Genomic DNA, 21,306 nt, shown 5'->3' with positions numbered 1-21,306 from the left:
TCGACTGACAGTCACTCAGCCGAGGAGCCGGAAGCGCCGCTTCCGCCACGCTCGGCGACCAGCGCCGCTGCCTCTTCGCGCAGGTCACGGCGGAGTTCCTTGGGCAGCGAGAAGGTGATGTGCTCCTCGGCGGCCTTGACCAGCTCGACGTCTGCGTACCCGCGCTCGGCGAGCCAGCCCAGGACCTCCTCCACGAGGACCTCCGGGACGGAGGCGCCCGAGGTGACGCCGACCGTGGTCACGCCCTCCAGCCACGCCTCGTCGATCTCGCTCGCGAAGTCCACGAGGTGGGCGGCGCGGGATCCGGCGAGCTTGGCGACCTCGACGAGCCGCTTGGAGTTGGAGGAGTTGCGCGAACCGACCACGATGACGAGTTCGGCCTCCGCGCCCATCTGCTTCACCGCGAGCTGACGGTTCTGCGTGGCGTAGCAGATGTCGTCGCTCGGCGGGGAGACGAGCTGCGGGAACTTCTCCTTCAGGGCGTCGACCGTCTCCATCGTCTCGTCGACGGAGAGCGTGGTCTGGGAGAGCCAGACGATCTTCGACGGGTCGCGGACCTCGACCTTGGCGACGTCCGCGGGGCCGTCGACGAGCTGGATGTGGTCCGGGGCCTCGCCGGAGGTGCCGATGACCTCCTCGTGGCCCTCGTGCCCGATGAGGAGGATGTCGTAGTCCTCCTGGGCGAAGCGCACGGCTTCCTTGTGAACCTTGGTGACCAGCGGGCACGTCGCGTCGATGGTGGCCAGACGCCCGCGCGCGGCCTCCTCGTGGACGACGGGGGCGACGCCGTGCGCGGAGAACATGACGATGTTGCCCGGCGGCACCTCCTCCGTCCGCTCGACGAAGACGGCGCCCTTCTTCTCCAGGGTCTGCACGACGTACTTGTTGTGGACGATCTCGTGCCGGACGTAGACCGGCGCCCCGTACTGCTCCAGCGCCTTCTCGACGGCGATCACGGCGCGGTCGACGCCCGCGCAGTAGCCCCGGGGAGCGGCGAGCAGGACACGGCGGCGGCCAGGCGAAGCAGTCATGCGTCCCATCGTAAGGCCGTGCCCCGCCCCCGTCGGCGTCATCGGGGTCCGCCGCCCTCCAGGCCCGCCCTCCGAGCCCACGCTCAGAGCCCACGCTCAGAGCCCACGCTTGGGGCCCACGCTTGGGGCCCACGCTTGGGGCCCACGCTTGGGGCCCACGCTTGGGGCCCACGCTACGGGCGGGCGTCGGCCCCTCGTTGTCAGCGGGGGCCGATACTCTCGACGGCATGGCTGTGAACACGTCCGCGGACGCCCCGCTGCCCGTCGGCCAGGTCTCGCGGCTCATCGGAGGATGGATCGACCGGCTCGGCGCGGTGTGGGTCGAGGGGCAGATCACCCAGCTTTCCCGGCGCCCGGGAGCAGGCGTCGTCTTTCTGACGCTGCGGGACCCTTCGCACGACATCTCCGTGGGCGTGACGTGCTTCCGCCAGGTCTACGACGCGGTCGCGGACGTCGTCGGCGAGGGCGCGCGGGTCGTCGTCCACGCCAAACCGGAGTGGTACGCGCCGCGCGGACAGCTGTCGTTGCGGGCCCTGGAGATAAAGCCGGTCGGCGTCGGGGAACTCCTGGCGCGGCTGGAGCAGTTGAAGAAGTCGCTGGCCGCGGAGGGGCTCTTCGCCCCGTCGCGGAAGAAGCCGCTGCCCTTTCTGCCGCAGCTGATCGGGCTGGTGTGCGGGCGGGCCTCCGCCGCGGAGCGGGACGTCCTGGAGAACGCCCGGCACCGCTGGCCGGCGGTCCGCTTCGAGGTGCGCAACGTCGCCGTGCAGGGGGTGCACGCGGTGACGCAGGTCGTCCAGGCGGTGAAGGAGCTGGACGCGCTGGAGGAGGTCGACGTCATCGTCGTCGCGCGGGGCGGCGGAAGCGTGGAGGATCTGCTGCCGTTCTCCGACGAGCAGCTGGTCCGCGCGGTCGCCGCCTGCCGTACGCCGGTCGTCTCGGCCATCGGGCACGAGCCGGACAACCCCCTGCTCGACCATGTGGCCGACCTGCGCGCCTCGACGCCGACCGACGCCGCGAAGAAGGTGGTGCCGGACGTCGGCGAGGAGCTGGAGCGGGTGCGGATGCTGCGCGGGCGCGCCCGCAGGTGCGTGGAGTCGTCCGTGGAGCGGGAGGAGCGCGGGCTCGCGCACGCCCTCGCGCGGCCCGCGATACAGGATCCGCACCGGATGATCGACGAGCGGTCCGACCACGTCGCCTCGCTGGTGGACCGCACACGGCGCACGCTCGGCCACCTCCTGGACCGTGCCGACTCCGAGCTGACGCACACGCACGCGCGCGTGGTCGCCCTGTCGCCGGCCGCCACCCTCAAGCGCGGGTACGCGGTGCTACAGCGGGCCGACGGGCATGTGGTCCGGGGCCCGGACGAGGTGACGGCGCTCGACGTGCTGCGCGCGCGGGTCGCCGAGGGCGAGTTCACCGTCCGCGTCGACGCCTCGGACGGCGCCGCGCCCACGGACGAGGCCCACAGCCCGGGCACGGAGACGGGAAGCGGCGCGGACACGGCAAGCGGCGCGGGGCGCGTCGACGAGCAGGCAGCAACCGGCAAGGGAATGGGTGCATGACGAGCAGGACGGACGAGGCCCTCGGTTACGAGCAGGCCCGCGACGAGTTGATCGAGGTCGTACGGCGTCTGGAGGCGGGGGGCACCACGCTGGAGGAGTCGCTCGCCCTGTGGGAGCGGGGCGAGGAGCTGGCCAAGGTGTGCCGCCGCTGGCTGGAGGGCGCCCGGGCGCGACTGGACGCGGCCCTGGCGGTGGAGGACGAGGAGGTTCCGGGAGGCGCGGCCGACGCGTGATCCCCGGACATCAGCCCGGTCGGGTCGGATCGGATGGTGTCGGGTCGGATGGCGTCGGGTCGGGTCGGATGGGGCGGGGTCGGGGGTCAGGGCGAGTCGGGTCGGCCGGGTGACCGCGGGGTGCCGCTGTGAAGCGGATCACTCCGACCCACCCCTTTGTTGAAACTTGAACATACCTGACGTACGGTCTACGACGTCAGCCTATCCGGACCACGGTCCGGTTGGATCCGGTCGTACCGCACGCAACCCTAGGAAGCCCACGCATGTCTCTCGTTCTCGACCCCGCCGCCCAGGACCTGCTGTTCCGCGAGGCCCGCACCGCGAACACCTTCACCGACGAGCCGGTGACCGACGAGCAGGTCCAGGCGATCTACGACCTGGTCAAGTACGGGCCGACGGCGTTCAACCAGACCCCGCTGCGCATCACCCTGGTCCGCTCCCCCGAGGCCCGCGAGCGCCTCGTGCGGCACATGGCGGAGGGCAACCAGGCCAAGACCTCGACCGCCCCGCTGGTCGCGATCCTCTCCGCGGACAACGAGTTCCACGAGGAACTCCCCACCCTCTTCCCGGCCTTCCCGCAGGCCAAGGACCTCTTCTTCAGCGAGCGTCCGGCCCGTGAGGGCGCCGCCGCGCTGAACGCCGCGCTCCAGGCCGCGTACTTCATCATCGGCGTCCGCGCCGCGGGTCTCGCCGCCGGCCCGATGACCGGCGTGGACCTGGAGGGCGTCCGCAAGGAGTTCCTGGACGGCGACCACACCCCGCTGATGGTCGTCAACATCGGCCGCCCCGGCGAGGGCGCCTGGTACCCGCGCTCCCCGCGCCTGGCCTACGACGAGGTCGTCACCACCGTCTGAGACCGCTGACACGCGAAGAGGCCCCCGGCGCACGGGCCTCTTCACGTCTGCGCCGGGGGCGTCTGCACGCCTACGCCCGCGGCCGCCTCACGCCAGCTTCAGCGCACCCGCCATCGTCCTCAGCCGGCCGAAGCCGCCCGTGCCCGCGACCACCGTGGTGGAGCCCTTGGCGTCCTCGAGGACGAGGGCGTCGTAGCGGCCGCCGGTGTAGCGGGTCCAGGTGCGGCCGCCGATCCGCTCGGTGACGTCGGTCGCGGTCGAGCCCTGGCTGGCCTCGTCGATGAACTGCGAGCGGCGCTGAGTGGACTGCTCGATGGCCACGTACTCCCCGTCGGGGGCCTGGAAACCGAGGTGCCAGGCGTCGAAGTCGTCGCCCTTGAAGCGCACCGAGGTCGCCTTCCACGTGTCGGGCAGGCCCTCGGGCGCGGCCACCGGGTACGACGCCGCGCGGCGCGCGGTGAGCAGCTCGACGCGGTAGTCGACCCGCTTGACGTCGGGAGCGTGGTCCTCGTGCGGGATGAAGAGGTAGATGACCCACGCCGCGATCATGATCAGCCCCAGGGAGAGGATCATGTCCCGGGCCGTCTTCTGTTTGCCGTTCGAACCTGCCACGCCCCCTATCGTCGCAGGTGCCCGGCGCGCTCATCCGTGGGGTCCCCTGCTCATTTTGTCGGACTGACGATAGAGTCGGGCATCGAACCCTCATCCGGCCGTCGTCGTATCAGTCAGAAAGGTGCGCTCCGATGACCGAGCATCATCATTTGCCGTCCGAGCTGGACGTTCCCTCCGAGGCCCCCGACCGCAACCTCGCCCTGGAACTCGTCCGGGTGACCGAGGCCGCCGCCATGGCCGCCGGCCGCTGGGTGGGACGCGGGGACAAGAACGGCGCCGACGGCGCCGCGGTGCGCGCCATGCGCACCCTCGTCTCCACCGTGTCGATGAACGGCGTGGTCGTCATCGGAGAGGGCGAGAAGGACGAAGCCCCGATGCTCTTCAACGGCGAGCGCGTCGGCGACGGCACCGGGCCCGAGGTCGACATCGCGGTCGACCCGATCGACGGCACCACGCTGACGGCCAAGGGCATGCCGAACGCGATCGCCGTCCTCGCCGCCACCGAGCGCGGGGCGATGTTCGACCCGTCCGCCGTGTTCTACATGGACAAGCTGGTCACCGGGCCGGAGGCGGCCGAGTTCGTCGACATCGACGCGCCCGTCGAGGTCAACATCCGCCGGATCGCCAAGGCCAAGCGGGCCACGCCCGAGGACGTCACCGTCGTCATCCTGGACCGGCCGCGGCACGCGGGCATCATCGAGGAGATCCGGGCGACCGGCGCGCGCATCAAGCTGATCTCCGACGGCGACGTGGCCGGCTCGATCCTGGCCCTGCGCGAGGGCACCGGCGTCGACCTGCTGCTCGGCGTCGGCGGCACGCCCGAGGGCATCATCTCGGCCTGCGCCGTGAAGTGCCTGGGCGGCGTCATCCAGGGCAAGCTGTGGCCCAAGGACGACGAGGAGCGGCAGCGCGCGATCGACGCCGGACACGATCTCGACCGGGTGCTCACCACCGAGGACCTGGTCACGGGCGAGAACGTGTTCTTCGTCGCGACCGGCATCACCGACGGCGAGTTGCTGCGCGGGGTGCGCTACCGCTCGGAGACCGCGATCACCGACTCGATCGTGATGCGGTCGAAGTCCGGGACGGTGCGGCGCATCGACTCCGAGCACCGGCTGAGCAAACTGCGCGCCTACAGCGCCGTCGACTTCGACCGGGCGAAGTAGCCGCGGCGGGCCGAGCGGCCCGATCCGGTGAGCGGGCGCCCCCCGGTGCGGAGGGGGGCGCCCGTTTCATGCCCAGGGTCGGGCCGGGGAGGCCGGGAGTCTGCCGTTCTGCGAAGGCGGACGCCCGGCCCTAACCGGCCTGCGCTATGCGGCCCGCCGCGCGCGCCTTCTGCAGTTCGACGTCACGGCGCCGGCGCCGGGCGAGGACCACACGGCGCTCGGCGGCGGTGAGGCCGCCCCACACGCCGTAGGGCTCGGGCTGCAACAGCGCGTGCTCGCGGCACTCCACCATCACCGGACAGCGCGCGCAGACCCGCTTCGCCGCTTCCTCCCGCGAGAGCCGGGCGGCCGTGGGCTCCTTGGAGGGGGCGAAGAACAGGCCTGCCTCGTCCCGGCGGCACACCGCCTCGGTGTGCCAGGGAGCGTCTTGGTCCCTGTCGCGCGCTGGCACCCGCTGGGCCGGGACGGCGGCGACCTGCAGGGACGAATGCGGCGGTTGCAGCACGGGTCTACTCCTGACGACGGCTTCGCGAGCGAGCGACGATGCAGCAAGGCCTACCCGCTGTACGCGCGCCTATGCACAGGGTTCGCAGGCGCCGGACCGCGCCACCACCGGTGTTGGCGCGTTCTCGCCCCTCAGCGGTCCAGGTGCCTGCGCAGCCCCTTGTCGATCTTGTGCTGCACGCGGTCGAGGATGTCCGCCACCAGCTTGCCCCGCTTCGGCCGGCCCTCGACGTTGCCCAGGACCGCCCAGCCGTCCACGTAGACCACCGGCGCGTCCGGCTGCGGGGAGTCGAGCGCGTCCACCTCGAAGTTGCCCAGCACCGCGCCGCCGGTGCCGCGCAGCGACACGTTCTCCGGGACGCGGACCTCCACGTTGCCGAAGACCGAGATCGCCTTGATCACCACCTGCTGGTACTCGAAGAGGGCCTCGGTGAGGTCGATCTCCACGCTGCCGAAGACCGCGTAGGCGTGGATGCGCCGGCCCGCTCGCCAGCGCCCGCGGCGGACCGCGCTGCTGAAGATCGCGACGACGTTGTCGTCGGGGTCGGCCGGAATCGCGCCGGCGGTGGGACGGGAGGGGGCGGAGGCGGGAGCCGCACGCCGGGCGTGCGCCGCGGGCAGGTCCCGGACGAACGCCTCCAGCTCGCCGACCGTCTTGGCGGCCAGCACGCCCTCGACCCGCTCGGCGTGCTCGTCGGCCGTCAGCCTGCCCTCCGCCAGGGCGTCGCGCAGCATGTCGGCGATACGGTCGCGGTCGGCGTCGGACGCACGCAGTTCGGCGGCCGGCGCGGGGGCCGTGGGGGCGGCGGCAGGGGCGCTGCTCTGCTTCTGAAGGTCCACGACAGCAGCGTACCGAAACACGATAGATCGCGATACCCCTGTTCACGGCCACCCGGCCACCCCGGCCGCCGGTCGCCGCTCCCCCGCCCCCCACCCACCGGTCGCCGGTCGCCGCTCCCCGGCCGCCGGCCGCCGGTGGTCACTCCCCGGCCGCCGCCCGCCGTCACTGAGCCGGACCTCACAGGCGGCCCGTCCCCGGCAGGTTCTACGCTGGTGGGCGCCCGCCAATGGAGGCGGGCGCCGTCTGCCGAGTGAGGAATGGGCGAGATGCCTGAGTTCGCGTACACCGATCTGCTCCCCATGGGAGAGGACACCACCCCCTACCGGCTGGTGACCTCCGAGGGTGTCTCCACCTTCGAGGCCGACGGGCGGACGTTCCTCAAGGTGGAGCCGGAGGCGCTGCGCAAGCTCGCCGCGGAGGCGATCCACGACATCCAGCACTACCTGCGCCCCGCCCACCTCGCCCAGCTGCGCCGGATCATCGACGACCCGGAGGCCTCCGCCAACGACAAGTTCGTGGCGCTGGACCTGCTCAAGAACGCGAACATCGCGGCCGCGGGCGTGCTCCCCATGTGCCAGGACACCGGCACCGCGATCGTCATGGGCAAGCGCGGCCAGAACGTGCTCACCGAGGGCGGCGACGAGGCGGCCCTGAGCCGCGGGATCTACGACGCCTACCTGAACCTCAACCTGCGCTACTCGCAGATGGCCCCGCTGACCATGTGGGACGAGAAGAACACCGGCTCCAACCTGCCGGCGCAGATCGAGCTGTACGCCGCGGACGGCGGCGCGTACAAGTTCCTGTTCATGGCGAAGGGCGGCGGCAGCGCCAACAAGTCGTTCCTCTACCAGGAGACGAAGGCCGTCCTGAACGAGGCCTCCATGATGAAGTTCCTGGAGGAGAAGATCCGGTCGCTGGGCACGGCCGCCTGCCCGCCGTACCACCTGGCGATCGTCGTCGGAGGCACGAGCGCCGAGTACGCGCTGAAGACCGCGAAGTACGCCTCCGCGCACTACCTGGACGAGATCCCCGCCGAGGGCTCCGAGCTGGGCCACGGCTTCCGGGACAAGGAGCTGGAGGAGAAGGTCTTCGAGCTGACCCAGAAGATCGGCATCGGCGCGCAGTTCGGCGGCAAGTACTTCTGCCACGACGTGCGCGTGGTGCGCCTCCCGCGGCACGGCGCGTCCTGCCCGGTCGCCATCGCCGTCTCCTGCTCGGCCGACCGCCAGGCCGTCGCGAAGATCACCGCCGAGGGCGTCTTCCTGGAGCAGTTGGAGACGGATCCGGCGCGGTTCCTCCCCGAGACCACGGACGAGCACCTCGACGAGTCGTCCGACGTCGTGCGCATCGACCTGAACCAGCCGATGGACGACATCCTCGCCGAGCTGACCAAGTACCCGGTCAAGACCCGGCTGTCGCTGACCGGCCCGCTGGTCGTGGCCCGCGACATCGCGCACGCCAAGATCAAGGAGCGGCTGGACGCGGGCGAGGAGATGCCGCAGTACCTCAAGGACCACCCGGTGTACTACGCGGGCCCGGCGAAGACCCCCGAGGGGTACGCGTCCGGTTCCTTCGGCCCGACGACGGCCGGCCGCATGGACTCCTACGTCGAGCAGTTCCAGGCCGCGGGCGGTTCCAAGGTCATGCTGGCCAAGGGCAACCGCAGCAAGCAGGTCACCGACGCGTGCGACGCCCACGGCGGCTTCTACCTCGGCTCGATCGGCGGCCCGGCCGCGCGCCTCGCCCAGGACTGCATCAAGAAGGTCGAGGTCGTCGAGTACGAGGAGCTCGGCATGGAGGCCGTCTGGAAGATCGAGGTCGAGGACTTCCCGGCGTTCATCGTCGTAGACGACAAGGGCAACGACTTCTTCCAGGATCCCGCGCCCGCCCCCACGTTCACCACCATCCCGGTGCGCGGCCCCGGCCTGGCGTAGCGCCCCGGTGCGCGGCGCGGGCCGACCTCGCCCCCGCCGCGCACCGGCCCTCTGTCGCCCGTCGCCGCCCGTCGCCCCCGCTGTCGCCCTTCCCCGCCCCTACTCCGCCCTCCTCCGCCCGGAGGCGTGGCCCGGACGGCCGTGTCCAGGAACAAGCGGGCCGTGCCGATCGCTGTACGGGGCATGAGCGACTACCGCATCGAGCACGACTCCATGGGCGAGGTACACGTTCCGGCGCACGCCAAATGGCGGGCCCAGACGCAGCGCGCCGTCGAGAACTTCCCCGTCTCGGGCCAGCGCATCGAGCGCGCCCACATCGAGGCGCTGGCGCGCATCAAGGGGGCCGCGGCGAAGGTGAACGCGCGGCTCGGGGTGGTCGACCAGGACATCGCCGACGCCATCCAGGAGGCCGCCGCCGAGGTCGCCGAGGGCCGGTGGGACGAGCACTTCCCCGTCGACGTGTTCCAGACCGGGTCGGGGACGTCGTCCAACATGAACGCCAACGAGGTGGTCGCCACCCTCGCCACCGAGCGTCTGGGCCGCGACGTGCACCCCAACGACCACGTCAACGCCTCCCAGTCGTCCAACGACGTCTTCCCCTCGTCGCTGCACATCGCCGCCACGGCCGCCGTCACCCGCGACCTGATCCCCGCGCTGGAGCACCTCGCCGGCTCGCTGGCGCGCAAGTCCGAGGAGTTCGCCGACGTCGTGAAGTCGGGGCGCACGCACCTCATGGACGCCACGCCCGTCACCCTGGGGCAGGAGTTCGGGGGGTACGCGGCGCAGGTGCGGTACGGCGTCGAGCGGCTGAACGCCTCCCTGCCGCGGCTCGCCGAGCTGCCGCTGGGCGGCACGGCGGTGGGCACCGGCATCAACACGCCCCCCGGGTTCTCCGCCGCCGTCATCGAGGAGGTCGCCCGCGTCACCGGGCTGCCGCTGACGGAGGCGCGCGACCACTTCGAGGCGCAGGGGGCGCGGGACGGGATCGTCGAGACCAGCGGTCAGCTGCGGACGATCGCGGTGGGTCTCACGAAGATCGCCAACGATCTGCGGTGGATGGCGTCGGGGCCGCGCACGGGGCTGGCCGAGATCAGCCTGCCCGACCTCCAGCCGGGCTCCTCGATCATGCCGGGCAAGGTGAACCCGGTGATCCCGGAGGCGGTGCTGATGGTGGCCGCGCAGGTCGTCGGGAACGACGCGACCGTCGCCACGGCCGGCGCGGCGGGCAACTTCGAGCTGAACGTCATGCTGCCGGTCATCGCGAAGAACGTGCTGGAGTCGATCCGGCTGCTCGCCAACGTGTCGCGGCTGCTCGCCGACCGGACCGTCGACGGGATCGTCGCCCACCGCGAACGCGCCCGGGAGTACGCGGAGTCCTCGCCGTCCGTGGTCACCCCGCTGAACAAGTACATCGGGTACGAGGAGGCCGCGAAGGTGGCCAAGAAGGCGCTGGCGGAGCGGCGGACGATCCGCCAGGTGGTGCTGGACGGCGGGTACGTGGAGCGCGGGGACCTGACGGTCGCGCAGCTCGACGAGGCGCTGGATGTCCTGCGGATGACGCGCCCGTGACGTTTCGCGCCCCGGCGCGAGAACCGTGACACGCGCCGCAGCGTCATATGGCCATGGCACCTAATATCTCTCCATGGCTGACGGCGGAGCGGTGAGACGCGAGGGAACGGGCGGTGCGGCGGCCTTCTGGGAGCCGGGGGACCGGATCCTGTGGCGCTACCGGGAGAACGGCGGGGCGCGCTTCCACATCGCCCGCCCGGTCACCGTCGTGCGGGACGACGAGGAGCTCCTCGCCGTGTGGATGGCGCCGGGCACGGAGTGCGTCAAGCCGGTGCTCGCGGACGGCACCCCGCTGCACCAGGAGCCGCTGCCCACCCGGTACACCAAGCCGCGGACCGTGCAGCGCGACCGCTGGTTCGGCACGGGTGTGCTGAAGCTGGCCCGGCCCGGCGAGCCCTGGTCGGTGTGGCTGTTCTGGGAGCCGGGCTGGCGGTTCAAGAACTGGTACGTCAACCTGGAGGAGCCGCTGGCCCGTTGGGACGGCGGGGTGGACTCCGTGGACCACTTCCTGGACATCTGTGTGTACCCGGACCGCAGTTGGGGCTGGCGTGACGAGGACGAGTTCGCGCAGGCCCAGCAGGACGGGCTGATGGACGCGTCGGCGGCCCGGCGGGTCCGTGAGGCGGGCCGCAGGGCCGTGGAGCGGATCCGCGCCTGGGGGTCGCCGTTCGACGAGGGATGGCAGCACTGGCGCCCTGATCCGGCGTGGGCCGTACCGTTGCTGCCGGAGGACTGGGACCGTACCCCCGCGCACATGTCCACATGAGACCCTTGATGCGCCCCCGGGCGGCAAACGTAGGATCGTCCTCCGCAAGGCACCGCGGTCGGTAACTCCCGGGGTGCGGAACGGGTCTGACCGAACGTCACCGAGGGGCGGCAGGACGTGAGCGAGGGGCACGAGGGAAACACCGGCGGGACGTTCCACGTAGGCTCCCAGGGTCGCGCGAGGTCCACCGGCGACACAGGAACAACCTCTGACCACGCGGGAATTCCGTTCCAGGGACATGTATTCCGGGTATCGGACTTCCTGCGGGACCAGCTGCGCGCGCGGCGCGCAGCCCCGGACGGACGGATTCGACACGCGTGACGGAGCAGCCCATCTCCTACGAACGCCCCCAGGGCGTCGACCCCACGGACCCCCGTGGGGCACTCCTGCACACCCCGGCGCCCGCGCCGGGTGCGGCAGCGTTACCGCCCGACGGCTCGGGTACGACGACCTGCGGAAAGGGCGGAAAGGGCGGAAAGGGCACCATGGGCGGCCAGGGAGCTGCGGGAAAGGATGCGGCGGCCGGTCCGGAGGCGGGTTCCGGGACCGAGCACTCCCAGCCGTCCGCGTCCACCGAACCGGACACGCACCGGCCGCGGCCCGTGCCCGAGTCCATCCCGGCCCAGCCGGGCGCGGAGGCGCGCGCCGAGCGCGGGCCCGGCGGGCAGGAGCGGCGGGCCGGGATGGCGGTGGCGCCGGGCCGGCCCACGCCGATGCGGCGGGACGGGGACCGGTTGCGGTTCGTGGGCGCGGCGACCCGGCGGATCGCGCGCGGTCTGGACCTGGACGAGATCGTGATGGGGCTGTGCCGGGCCACGGTGCCGACCTTCTCCGACGCGATCCTGGTCTATCTGCGCGATCCGCTGCCGGTCGGCGACGAGCGGCCGGCGGCGGACCGCATCATGCTGCGGCTGCGCCGCACCGACCGCATCCCGGAGGAGCGCGACACGGAGACCGGCTTCGCCGCGCTCGCCCTGCCGCCTCCGGAGCCGGGGGAGCTGACGGCCGAGCTGTCGGCGTCGGTCGGGGACATGTGCGAGGTGCGGCCCGGCGGCGCGCTCGCGGAGGTGCTGCGCGGGGTGCGTCCGGTGTTCGCGGACAATCCGGCGGCGCGGGCCGCGTTGCCCGAACTGCTGGGCGAGGACAGCACGTTGGTGGTGCCGGGCGGTCAGCGGGCCGTGCTGGCCCCGTTGCGGGGGCGGCGGCGGGTGATCGGCGCGGCGGTGTTCCTGCGCCGTCCCGAGCGCCTGCCGTTCGAGAACGACGACCTGCTGGTGGCGGCCCAGCTCGCCACGCACAGCGCGCTCGGCATCGACAAGGCGGTGCTGTACGACCGTGAGGCGTACATCGCCGACGAGTTGCAGCGCACGATGCTGCCCGAGACGCTGCCGCGTCCCACGGGCGTGCGGCTGGCGTCGCGGTACCTGCCGGCGGCGGAGACGGCGCGGGTGGGCGGCGACTGGTACGACGCGATCCCGCTGCCCGGCAGCCGGGTGGCCCTGGTCGTCGGGGACGTGATGGGGCATTCCATGACGTCGGCGGCCATCATGGGGCAGTTGCGCACCACGGCGCAGACGCTCGCCGGGCTGGACCTGCCGCCGCAGGAGGTCCTGCACCATCTCGACGAGCAGGCCCAGCGGCTGGGCACCGACCGCATGGCGACGTGTCTGTACGCCGTCTACGACCCGGTCGCGCACCGCATCACGATCGCCAACGCGGGGCATCCGCCGCCCATCCTGCTGCATCTGGGCGGCCGGGCCGAGGTGCTGCGGGTGCCGCCGGGCGCGCCGATCGGCGTCGGCGGGGTCGACTTCGAGGCGGTGGAGCTGGACGCGCCGGCGGGGGCGACGCTGCTGCTGTACACGGACGGCCTGGTGGAGTCCCGGCTGCGGGACGTGGCGACGGGCATAGAGCAGCTGCGGGAGAAGCTCGCGGCGACGGCCCAGCTGACCGGACCGGATCATCCGCCGCCGCTCGAGGCCCTGTGCGACGAGGTGCTCGACATGCTCGGTCCGGGCGACCGGGACGACGACATCGCGCTCCTGGCCGCCCGGTTCGACGGGATCGCGCCCAGCGACGTGGCGTACTGGTTCCTGGAGCCGGAGGACGCGGCGCCGGGGCGGGCGCGCCGGCTGGCGCGGCGGGCGCTGTCCCGCTGGGACATGGAGGACATGACCGACTCGGTCGAGCTGCTGGTGAGCGAGGTCGTCACGAACGCGGTGCGGTACGCGACGCGCCCGGTCACCCTGCGGCTGCTGCGGACCGACGTGCTGCGGTGCGAGGTCGGGGACGACGTCCCGCAGCTGCCCCGGCTGCGGCAGGCCAGGGCGACGGACGAGGGCGGGCGCGGGCTGTACCTGGTGAACCGGCTCGCCCGGCGCTGGGGGGCCACGCGGCTCAGCACGGGCAAGGTGGTCTGGTTCGAGCTGAACCGGAACTGACGCGGTACAGGCGAGCCACGTGAGCCACGCGGGCCACGCGTGAGACGCCGGGAGCGCGGACGTGTGGACGCGTGAAGGGGGCGCCCGGAGATCTCCGGGCGCCCCCTTCGTCGTCCGTTCGGCGTTACTGGCCGAAGATCGGGTTGTCGGGGCGCTCCGAGCCGGTGGAGGGGTCGTCCGTGCTCGGTTCGGTCGAGGGGCCGCCGGACGGCGAGCTGGACGGGGACGTGCTCGGCTTGGGCGACGAGGACGGGGACGTGCTCGGCTTCGGCGACGAGGACGGCGAGGTGCTCGGCTTCGGCGACGAGGACGGCGAGGAACTCGGCGAGGGCGAGGAGGACGGCGACGGGGGCGCCGTCTGGACCGCCGCGCCCTGATCGGTCTCCAGGTCGAACTTGGAGACCTTGGTGGAGACGCCGAAGGTGTAGGCCGCCCAGATCTGCGCCGGGAAGCCGCCGCCGTTGACCCGGCCGTCGTCCGACTTCAGGCCGTTCGTCGCGCCGGTGAGCGGGACCTGCGGGTGGGGGGCCTTGGCGGACTCGCCGAACAGGCCGACCGAGGTGACGAGGTCGGGGGTGTAGCCGGTGAACCAGGCGGACTTGTTGTTGTCGGAGGTGCCCGTCTTGCCGGCGACCTTCTGGCCCCTGCGCAGCGGGTTGTCCCGCACGGAGAGCTTCGCCGTGCCGTCGTCGACCACGCCGGTGAGCACGGAGGTGACCGAGTCGGCCGCCTCGCGGTCGATGACCTGCCCGCCGATGGGGGCGGTGTGCTTGAAGGAGGGGTGGGCGCTGTTCTCCGCCGACTTGATGAGCGCCGGGGTGACCTTCTTGCCGTGGTTGTCGAGGGTGGCGTAGACGCCGGCCATCTGCAGGGGGCTCGCGCCCATGGTGCCGAGGGTCTGGGCCGGGACGGCCTTCAGGTCCTTGGTGTGCATGCCGAGCTGGTCGGCGACCTGGAGCACCTTGTCCATGCCGACGTCCACGCCCATCTGCGCGAAGACGGAGTTGATGGACTTGTTGAGCGCCGTCTGGACGGTGACGGGGCCGTAGTCCTGGTCGTCCTCGTTCTCGGGGGCGAAGCCGATGTCGCTGCCGACGACGGGGCGCTTGCTGGTGCCGTCGTAGATGGTGTTGGCGGTGATCTTCCGGTCGTCCTGGGTGACCGCGTTCTCGTCGAAGGCGGCGGCGAGGATCACCGGCTTGAAGGTGGAGGCGGGCTGGTAGTCGGTGCGGGTGGCGTTGTTGAGGTAGTGCTGGGTGTAGCTGGTGCCGCCGTACATCGCCTCGACCGCGCCGGTCTTCGGGTTCACCGACACCGCGCCGGCCTGGACGTCGCCGTCGACCGGGCGCTTCTTCTTGTCCAGCTTGCTGGTGAGCTGCTCCTTGACCGCGGTCTCCAGCGCCTTCTGCTTCTTCTTGTCGATGTTCAGCTCGATGTTCCAGCCGCCCTTGCGGACGAGGGCCGCGGCCGACTCGTAGTCGTCGGCGACGCCGGTGGCCACGAGCTGGTTGGCGAGTTCGGCGTTGGCCGCGTCGACCAGGTAGCCGATCTGGCCCTCCTTGCCCGGAGCGGCCTTGGGGTCCTGGGGAACGGGGAACTTCATGGCGTCGCGCTCGGACTTCTTCAGCCAGTCCTGGCCGACCATGTTGTCGAGGACGTAGTTCCAGCGGGCCTGGACCAGGCGTTTGCCGGTGTCGGAGGCGGTGGCCCAGTCGTACTGGCTGGGGGCCTGGAGCAGTGCGGCGAGGTAGGCGCCCTGGGCGACGGAGAGCTTGTCGGCGTCGACGCGGTAGTAGGCCTGGGCGGCGGCCTGGATGCCGTAGGCGCCGCGGCCGTAGTAGCTGGTGTTGATGTATCCGGCGAGGATGTAGTCCTTGTCCTTCTCCCGGTCCAGCTTGAGGGAGATGACCAGTTCCTTCAGCTTGCGCGTGACGGTCTGTTCCTGGGACAGGTAGTAGTTCTTGACGTACTGCTGGGTGATCGTCGAGCCGCCCTGCGCGCCCCTGCCCCTCAGGGTGTTGAGCACGCCGCGGGCGGTGCCCTTCAGGTCGACGCCGTTGTCGTTGTAGAAGGACTTGTTCTCGGCGGCGACGAAGGTGTGCTGGACGGCCTTGGGGACCGTGGCGAGGTCGACGTTCTCGCGGTTGACGTCGCCGTCGCGGGCGAGCATCGCGCCGTTGCCGTACTTGTAGACGTTGCTCTGGAGGTCGGCGTCGGGGTTGCCGGCCGGGATCGGCGTGCTCACGTACAGCCAGACGAACGCGCCGAGGACGGCGACGGTGAGGCCGAGGAACGTGCCGAGGACCTTCTTCCAGGTGAAGATCCGGCGTATGAGGCTGCGGTCCGCCTTGCCGGCCTTGCCCGCCTTGCCCTTGGCGCCCCTGCCGGCCTTCTTGGCGCCCTTGCGGGCGGCCGCGCGGCCGCCGGTGGCGGGCGCGGTCGTCGTCGCGGTCGCGGGCCCGGCGGCGGTGTCGCGGTCGGCGGTCGGCGCGGACTCCGTCTCCGCGGAGCGGTTCCTCGGCGCCGCGCGGCGGCCACCGCGCTGTCGCGCTCGTCTCTCTTCCGCTCGTCCCATGAGTCCGCTCGCTCCGCTTCCTACTCGGCAGTCACACCAGTGCCCGGGGGCAGGGGCAGGTCAGCTCAGAAAGCTAACACCGCTCTCTATGACGAAGTGCCGTCGATCCGGCCTTCGGAGGGCGTGAGAATCAGCACCCCACCCCGAGGAACCGGCGTGACCTCCCCACCGATTCGACGTTCGAGAGGGGTACAGGGTTGCCATTCCCTGTTAAAGTGATATCACTTAGCTAGACAGCCGATCGCATATAAGGCTGCTGACGAGAGACGGGGAACCACCATGTCCGCACACGACCCCTCACCCCACGGCCCCTCGGCCGCCGGCCGGGCCGTCGCCGAATCCGTCGACGCCCCCGAGATGCCCGCCCCGCGCGTGACCGAGTTCCCCGCGCACAGCGTGGGCGGCGGCCTGGCGCTGCTGCTCGGTCTTGCCGGGCTGCTGGCCGGGGCCGGGGCGATCGCCGCGGCCACCGCGGTGACGGCGACCGGCCTGAAGGCGGCGTTGATCGTCCTCGGCGTCCTGGTCGCCCTGGCGGCGTTCCTCGCGATGTGCGGACTGAACACGGTGGCGCCCGGCGAGGCCCGCGTGGTGCAGCTCTTCGGCCGCTACCGGGGCACCATCCGCGAGGACGGCCTGCGCTGGGTGAACCCCTTCACGTCCCGCACGAAGATCTCCACCCGGGTCCGCAACCACGAGACGGCCGTCCTCAAGGTCAACGACGCCTACGGCAACCCGATCGAGCTGGCCGCGGTCGTGGTGTGGAACGTGCGCGACACCGCGCAGGCCTCCTTCGAGGTGGACGACTTCCTGGAGTTCGTCGCCACCCAGACCGAGGCGGCCGTGCGGCACATCGCCATCGAGTACCCCTACGACTCGCACGACGAGGACGGGCTCTCCCTGCGCGGGAACGCCGAGGAGATCACCGAGAAGCTCGCCGTGGAGCTCCACGCGCGCGTGGAGGCGGCCGGCGTGCGGATCATCGAGTCCCGCTTCACCCACCTCGCGTACGCTCCGGAGATCGCCTCGGCGATGCTCCAGCGCCAGCAGGCGGGCGCGGTCGTGGCCGCGCGGCGGGAGATCGTGGACGGGGCCGTCGGCATGGTCGAGGCGGCGCTCGCCCGGATCGCCGAACAGGGCATCGTCGAGCTGGACGAGGAACGGAAGGCGGCCATGGTGTCCAACCTGATGGTGGTGCTGTGCGGGGACCGGGCGCCCCAGCCCGTGCTGAACACCGGGACGCTCTACCAGTGACCGCTCCCTCCGGGGGCACGGCCCCCCAGGGCCGGCCGCAGCGCAAGCAGGTGCTGCTGCGGCTGGACCCGGCGGTGTACGAGGCGCTGGCCCGGTGGGCCGGGGAGGATCTGCGGTCCGCCAACGCGCAGATCGAGTTCCTGTTGCGCAGGGCCCTGAAGGAGGCGGGCCGGCTGCCCGGCGACACCGGCCCGCTGCCCCGCCGCGGCCGCCCCCCGGGCGGCTCCGCCCCGAGGCCCCCGACGCCCTGACGGCCCGGCCGCCGGGGAGCCTGTAGCCAAACGGTGACAATGGACCGTCACCTGCGAAGCCGTACCCACCGCTGCCACCTGCGCACTCCGCGTATACACGGCGGGTATACACCGCATGTACAGTCCTCGCATGTCCATCGGTCACACCCTCCTGGGACTCCTGGAGTCCGGGCCCCGCCACGGTTACGACCTCAAGCGGGCCTTCGACGAGAAGTTCGGTCACGACCGGCCGCTGCACTACGGCCAGGTCTACTCGACGATGTCGCGCCTGCTGAAGAACGGGCTCGTCGAGGTCGACGGCATCGAGACCGGCGGCGGCCCCGAGCGCAAGCGCTACGCCATCACCGACGCCGGGATCACCGACGTCGAGCAGTGGCTCGCCACGCCCGAGAAGCCCGAGCCGTATCTGCAGTCCACGCTCTACACGAAGATCGTCCTGGCGCTGCTCACCCACCGCGACGCCGCCGACATCCTCGACACCCAGCGCTCGGAGCACCTGCGCAGCATGCGCATCCTCACCGACCGCAAGCGCAGGGGCGATCTCGCCGACCAGCTGATCTGCGACCACGCGCTGTTCCATCTCGAAGCCGACCTGCGCTGGCTGGAGCTGGCCGCCGCACGTCTCGACAAGCTGAAGGCGGCGATGCAGGCGTGAAGGCTCCCGGGGGATCCCTGCTCGTCGCCGAGGATCTGCGCAAGGCCTACGGCCCGACCATGGCGCTCGACGGCGCCGAGTTCTCCATCCACCCCGGCGAGGTCGTCGCGGTGATGGGCCCGTCCGGGTCCGGCAAGTCGACGCTGCTGCACTGCCTCGCCGGCATCGTGACGCCCGACTCCGGCTCGATCATGTACGACGGCCGCGACCTCGCCACGATGAGCGACGCCCAGCGCAGCGCGCTGCGCCGCTCGGACTTCGGCTTCGTGTTCCAGTTCGGCCAGCTCGTGCCCGAGCTGACCTGCGTGGAGAACGTCGCGCTGCCGCTGCGGCTGAACGGCGCCCCGCGCAAGAAGGCCGAGCGCACCGCGCTGGAGTGGATGCAGCGCCTGGAGGTCGACGACCTCGGCGGGAAGCGGCCCGGCGAGGTCTCCGGCGGCCAGGGGCAGCGGGTCGCCGTGGCGCGCTCGCTCGTCACCGCCCCCCGGGTCCTCTTCGCCGACGAGCCCACCGGCGCGCTGGACTCGCTCAACGGCGAACGCGTGATGGAACTGCTCACCGAGGCCGCCCGCACGGCCAACGCCGCCGTCGTCCTCGTCACGCACGAGGCGCGGGTGGCCGCTTACTCCGACCGCGAGATCGTCGTACGGGACGGCCGGTCGCGGGACATGGAGCGCGTCGTATGAGTCTGCGCAGGGGGCACCGCCCGCTTGAGCGAAGCCGAAAGTGGGGGAGGTCCAGAGACCTGGGACTGGGCGTCCGGTTCGCCTTCAGCGGCGGACGCGAGGGCTGGATCCGGGCCGTTCTGACCGCCGTGGGCGTCGGCCTCGGCGTGGCCGTGCTGCTGCTGACGACCGCGGCGCCCAACGCGCTCGAAGTACGCCACGACCGCGAACAGTCCCGGCTGGACTGGCCGTTCGGCGAGCCGCCGGCGAAGTCCGACCGGACCCTGCTGATCGCGCAGTCCGACACGACGTTCCGCGACAAGGACATCCGGGGCCGGATGGTGGAGCCGGAGGGCGCGGGCGCGCCCCTGCCGCCCGGCGTGAGCCGCTTCCCGGCCGAGGGCGACATGTACGTCTCCCCCGCGCTGAAGAAGCTGCTGGCCGCCGACGGCTCCGCGCCGCTGCGCGAACGGCTGCCGTACCACGTCGTCGGGACCATCGGGGAGGGCGGGCTGGTCGGCTCGCAGGAACTCGCCTACTACGCGGGCGCCACCGGGCTTCAGGCGCACGTCAACGGCTCGGGACCGGTGACCCGGCTGGAGAGGTTCGGCAACCCGGACCCGTCGCACGAGCAGACCGACCCGGTGCTGCTCCTGCTGATCCTCGTGGTCATCGTGGTGCTGCTGATGCCCGTCGCGGTGTTCATCGCCGCGGCCGTGCGGTTCGGCGGCGAGCGGCGCGACCGCCGGCTCGCGGCCCTGCGGCTGATCGGTTCCGACAGCCGGATGACCCGGCGCATCGCGGCCGGCGAGGCGATGGCCGGCTCCCTGCTGGGCCTGGTCCTGGGCACCGTGTTCTTCCTGGCCGGCCGCCAGTTCGCGGGCACCGTCGAGGTGGTCGGCGTGAGCGTGTGGCCCAGCTACCTCGACCCCTCCCCCGCGCTGGCCGCGCTGGTCGTCCTGGCGGTGCCGACGGCGGCGGTGCTGGTCACCCTGTTCGCGCTGCGCGGTGTGGTGATCGAGCCCCTCGGGGTCGTGCGCACCGCCAAGCCCGCACGACGGCGCCTGTGGTGGCGGCTGCTGCTGCCCCTGGCCGGCGTCGCGATGCTCTACCCCATGATCGGCCAGGGCCATGCCAACGGCGACTTCAACCAGTACCTGGTGAGCGGCGGGGTCATGCTGATCCTGGTCGGCATCACCGCGCTGCTGCCCTGGCTCGTGGAGGCGGTCGTCGCCCGGCTCGGCTCGGGCGGTGTCGCCTGGCAACTGGCCGTTCGGCGGCTCCAGTTGAGCAGCGGCTCGGCGGCCCGGATGGTCAACGGCATCGCGGTGGCGGTGGCCGGGGCGATCGCGCTCCAGATGCTGTTCGCGGGCGTGGACGGCGACTACACCAAGTCCACCGGGAAGGACGTCAGCCGGGCGCAGATGCAGGTCGGCGTGCCGGACGGCGCGCCGCTGGCCCCCACGGCGCGGAAGTTCGCCGAGACCAAGGCGGTCCGCAAGGTGACGGCGCTGTGGGAGGGCTACCTCGGCGACTCCTCCTGGAAGACCGAGGAGGGCCCGGACAACCTCGGCTCGCTGGCCGTCGGCGAGTGCTCCGCCCTGCGCGAGCTGGCGAAGCTGCCCACGTGCAAGGACGGCGACGTCTTCGTCCTGGTGGGCGGCGAGAACTCCGGCGACAGCGCGGCGCTGAACGTGCCCGGCCGGAAGCTGTACTTCGAGCCGTCCTCCGACGACGACAGCGGGGACGTCGTGTGGACCGTCCCGCCGGGCGTCCGGTCCGCCCGTTCGGTGAAGGGCCTGACCGACTGGGAGCGCGACGGCTTCCTGATGACGCCGGGCGCGCTGCCGAAGACGGCCGAGAAGCGGGTCAGCGGGGAGATCTACCTCTCGATCGACGAGTCCGTGCCCGACGCCTACGAGTACGCCCGCAACACGGCGTTCCGGGTGGACCCGCTGTCCCAGCCGATGAACTGGACGGCCACCCGGCAGGACACGAAGTTCAGTTCCATCCGCACCGGGCTGCTGGTCGGCTCGGCCGCGGTGCTGGCGCTGATCGGGGCGAGCCTGCTGGTCTCCCAGCTGGAGCAGCTGCGCGAACGCAGGAAGCTGCTGTCGTCCCTGGTCGCCTTCGGCACCCGGCGCCGCACGCTGGGGCTGTCCGTGCTGTGGCAGACGGCGATCCCGATCGTGCTGGGGCTGCTGCTGGCAGCGACGGTGGGGATCACCCTGGGCGCGGTGCTGCTGCGGATGACGGACACCCCGGTCGACGTGGACTGGTCGAGCGTGCTGGCCATGACGGGCATCGGCGCGCTGGTCGTCCTCGCGGTGACGCTGCTGAGTCTGCCGCCGCTGCTGCGGCTGCTGCGGCCGGACGGGCTGCGCACCGAGTAGCCG

Annotated in this window: 18 protein-coding genes; 13 read left to right on the top strand and 5 right to left on the bottom strand. The window is 71.9% G+C overall.

The window, feature by feature from the left end; genetic code table 11:
• Positions 1-11 precede the first annotated feature (11 nt).
• Entirely contained in the window at positions 12-1,040 is a 1,029-nt protein-coding gene (locus tag OG802_RS22915; protein ID WP_329413196.1) for a 4-hydroxy-3-methylbut-2-enyl diphosphate reductase, read from the bottom strand.
• A 218-nt stretch (positions 1,041-1,258) separates the two neighbouring features.
• On the opposite strand from OG802_RS22915, the gene xseA reads away from it, so the two are divergent.
• From xseA to OG802_RS22900, 3 genes are all read left to right on the top strand, one after another.
• The gene (gene xseA, locus OG802_RS22910) at positions 1,259-2,593 is read left to right on the top strand and encodes an exodeoxyribonuclease VII large subunit (RefSeq protein WP_329413194.1); all 1,335 of its coding nucleotides are present in this window, start codon (positions 1,259-1,261) and stop codon (positions 2,591-2,593) included.
• Positions 2,590-2,826, top strand: a complete 237-nt coding sequence (locus tag OG802_RS22905; protein ID WP_329413193.1) for an exodeoxyribonuclease VII small subunit — start codon at positions 2,590-2,592, stop codon at positions 2,824-2,826. The genes xseA and OG802_RS22905 overlap by 4 nt, the downstream gene beginning before the upstream one ends.
• A gap of 263 nt (positions 2,827-3,089) precedes the next feature.
• On the top strand, positions 3,090-3,680 hold the full coding sequence (locus tag OG802_RS22900; RefSeq protein ID WP_329413192.1) for a malonic semialdehyde reductase: 591 nt from the start codon (positions 3,090-3,092) through the stop codon (positions 3,678-3,680).
• A gap of 87 nt (positions 3,681-3,767) precedes the next feature.
• Here the strand turns inward: OG802_RS22900 and OG802_RS22895 are convergent, their stop codons facing one another.
• Positions 3,768-4,292 carry a DUF4245 domain-containing protein gene (locus OG802_RS22895; protein WP_329413190.1) on the bottom strand — a complete coding sequence of 175 codons (525 nt, stop codon included), beginning with the start codon at positions 4,290-4,292 and terminating at the stop codon, positions 3,768-3,770.
• 131 nt (positions 4,293-4,423) lie between these two features.
• On the opposite strand from OG802_RS22895, the gene glpX reads away from it, so the two are divergent.
• Positions 4,424-5,458, top strand: a complete 1,035-nt coding sequence (gene glpX / locus OG802_RS22890) for a class II fructose-bisphosphatase (protein ID WP_329413188.1) — start codon at positions 4,424-4,426, stop codon at positions 5,456-5,458.
• Between the two features lie 130 nt (positions 5,459-5,588).
• On the opposite strand, the gene OG802_RS22885 is transcribed toward glpX, so the two are convergent.
• Together OG802_RS22885 and OG802_RS22880 are read right to left on the bottom strand one after the other, a co-directional pair.
• Positions 5,589-5,963, bottom strand: a complete 375-nt coding sequence (locus OG802_RS22885) for a WhiB family transcriptional regulator (protein WP_069768104.1) — start codon at positions 5,961-5,963, stop codon at positions 5,589-5,591.
• 131 nt (positions 5,964-6,094) lie between these two features.
• On the bottom strand, positions 6,095-6,802 hold the full coding sequence (locus tag OG802_RS22880) for a DUF1707 SHOCT-like domain-containing protein (protein ID WP_329413186.1): 708 nt from the start codon (positions 6,800-6,802) through the stop codon (positions 6,095-6,097).
• Between the two features lie 267 nt (positions 6,803-7,069).
• Between OG802_RS22880 and OG802_RS22875 the strand changes: the two genes are divergently transcribed.
• The 4 genes from OG802_RS22875 to OG802_RS22860 all read left to right on the top strand — a co-directional run bounded on the left by OG802_RS22875 (position 7,070) and on the right by OG802_RS22860 (position 13,513).
• On the top strand, positions 7,070-8,737 hold the full coding sequence (locus tag OG802_RS22875) for a fumarate hydratase (RefSeq protein ID WP_329413185.1): 1,668 nt from the start codon (positions 7,070-7,072) through the stop codon (positions 8,735-8,737).
• Positions 8,738-8,920: 183 nt separating this feature from the next.
• Entirely contained in the window at positions 8,921-10,306 is a 1,386-nt protein-coding gene (locus OG802_RS22870; RefSeq protein ID WP_329417317.1) for a class II fumarate hydratase, read from the top strand.
• A 73-nt stretch (positions 10,307-10,379) separates the two neighbouring features.
• Complete coding sequence (gene fomD / locus OG802_RS22865) at positions 10,380-11,072, top strand: cytidylyl-2-hydroxypropylphosphonate hydrolase (protein ID WP_329413184.1); 693 nt, start codon at positions 10,380-10,382, stop codon at positions 11,070-11,072.
• A gap of 317 nt (positions 11,073-11,389) precedes the next feature.
• Positions 11,390-13,513, top strand: a complete 2,124-nt coding sequence (locus OG802_RS22860) for a SpoIIE family protein phosphatase (protein ID WP_329413183.1) — start codon at positions 11,390-11,392, stop codon at positions 13,511-13,513.
• 124 nt (positions 13,514-13,637) lie between these two features.
• Here OG802_RS22860 and OG802_RS22855 read toward each other — a convergent pair whose 3' ends face one another.
• Positions 13,638-16,088 (bottom strand): transglycosylase domain-containing protein, encoded by a 2,451-nt coding sequence (locus tag OG802_RS22855; protein ID WP_329413181.1) that lies wholly within the window; start codon positions 16,086-16,088, stop codon positions 13,638-13,640.
• Between the two features lie 279 nt (positions 16,089-16,367).
• On the opposite strand from OG802_RS22855, the gene OG802_RS22850 reads away from it, so the two are divergent.
• From OG802_RS22850 to OG802_RS22830, 5 genes are all read left to right on the top strand, one after another.
• A complete protein-coding gene (locus tag OG802_RS22850; RefSeq protein WP_329413180.1) occupies positions 16,368-17,339 on the top strand; it encodes an SPFH domain-containing protein in 972 nt (323 codons plus the stop codon).
• On the top strand, positions 17,336-17,590 hold the full coding sequence (locus OG802_RS22845) for a hypothetical protein (protein WP_329413178.1): 255 nt from the start codon (positions 17,336-17,338) through the stop codon (positions 17,588-17,590). Before OG802_RS22850 ends, OG802_RS22845 begins: the two co-directional genes overlap by 4 nt.
• Positions 17,591-17,720: 130 nt before the next feature.
• A complete protein-coding gene (locus tag OG802_RS22840; RefSeq protein WP_329413176.1) occupies positions 17,721-18,245 on the top strand; it encodes a PadR family transcriptional regulator in 525 nt (174 codons plus the stop codon).
• 59 nt (positions 18,246-18,304) lie between these two features.
• Positions 18,305-18,931 (top strand): ABC transporter ATP-binding protein, encoded by a 627-nt coding sequence (locus tag OG802_RS22835; RefSeq protein WP_443055453.1) that lies wholly within the window; start codon positions 18,305-18,307, stop codon positions 18,929-18,931.
• Positions 18,928-21,303, top strand: coding sequence for an ABC transporter permease (locus tag OG802_RS22830; protein WP_329413172.1), 2,376 nt, complete (start codon positions 18,928-18,930; stop codon positions 21,301-21,303). Before OG802_RS22835 ends, OG802_RS22830 begins: the two co-directional genes overlap by 4 nt.
• Positions 21,304-21,306: the final 3 nt, after the last annotated feature.

Source organism: Streptomyces sp. NBC_00704 (assembly GCF_036226605.1).
Lineage (GTDB): Bacteria > Actinomycetota > Actinomycetes > Streptomycetales > Streptomycetaceae > Streptomyces.
The sequence above is the reverse complement of the archived record's forward strand: the minus strand, read 5'-3'. Positions and strand labels throughout refer to the sequence as shown.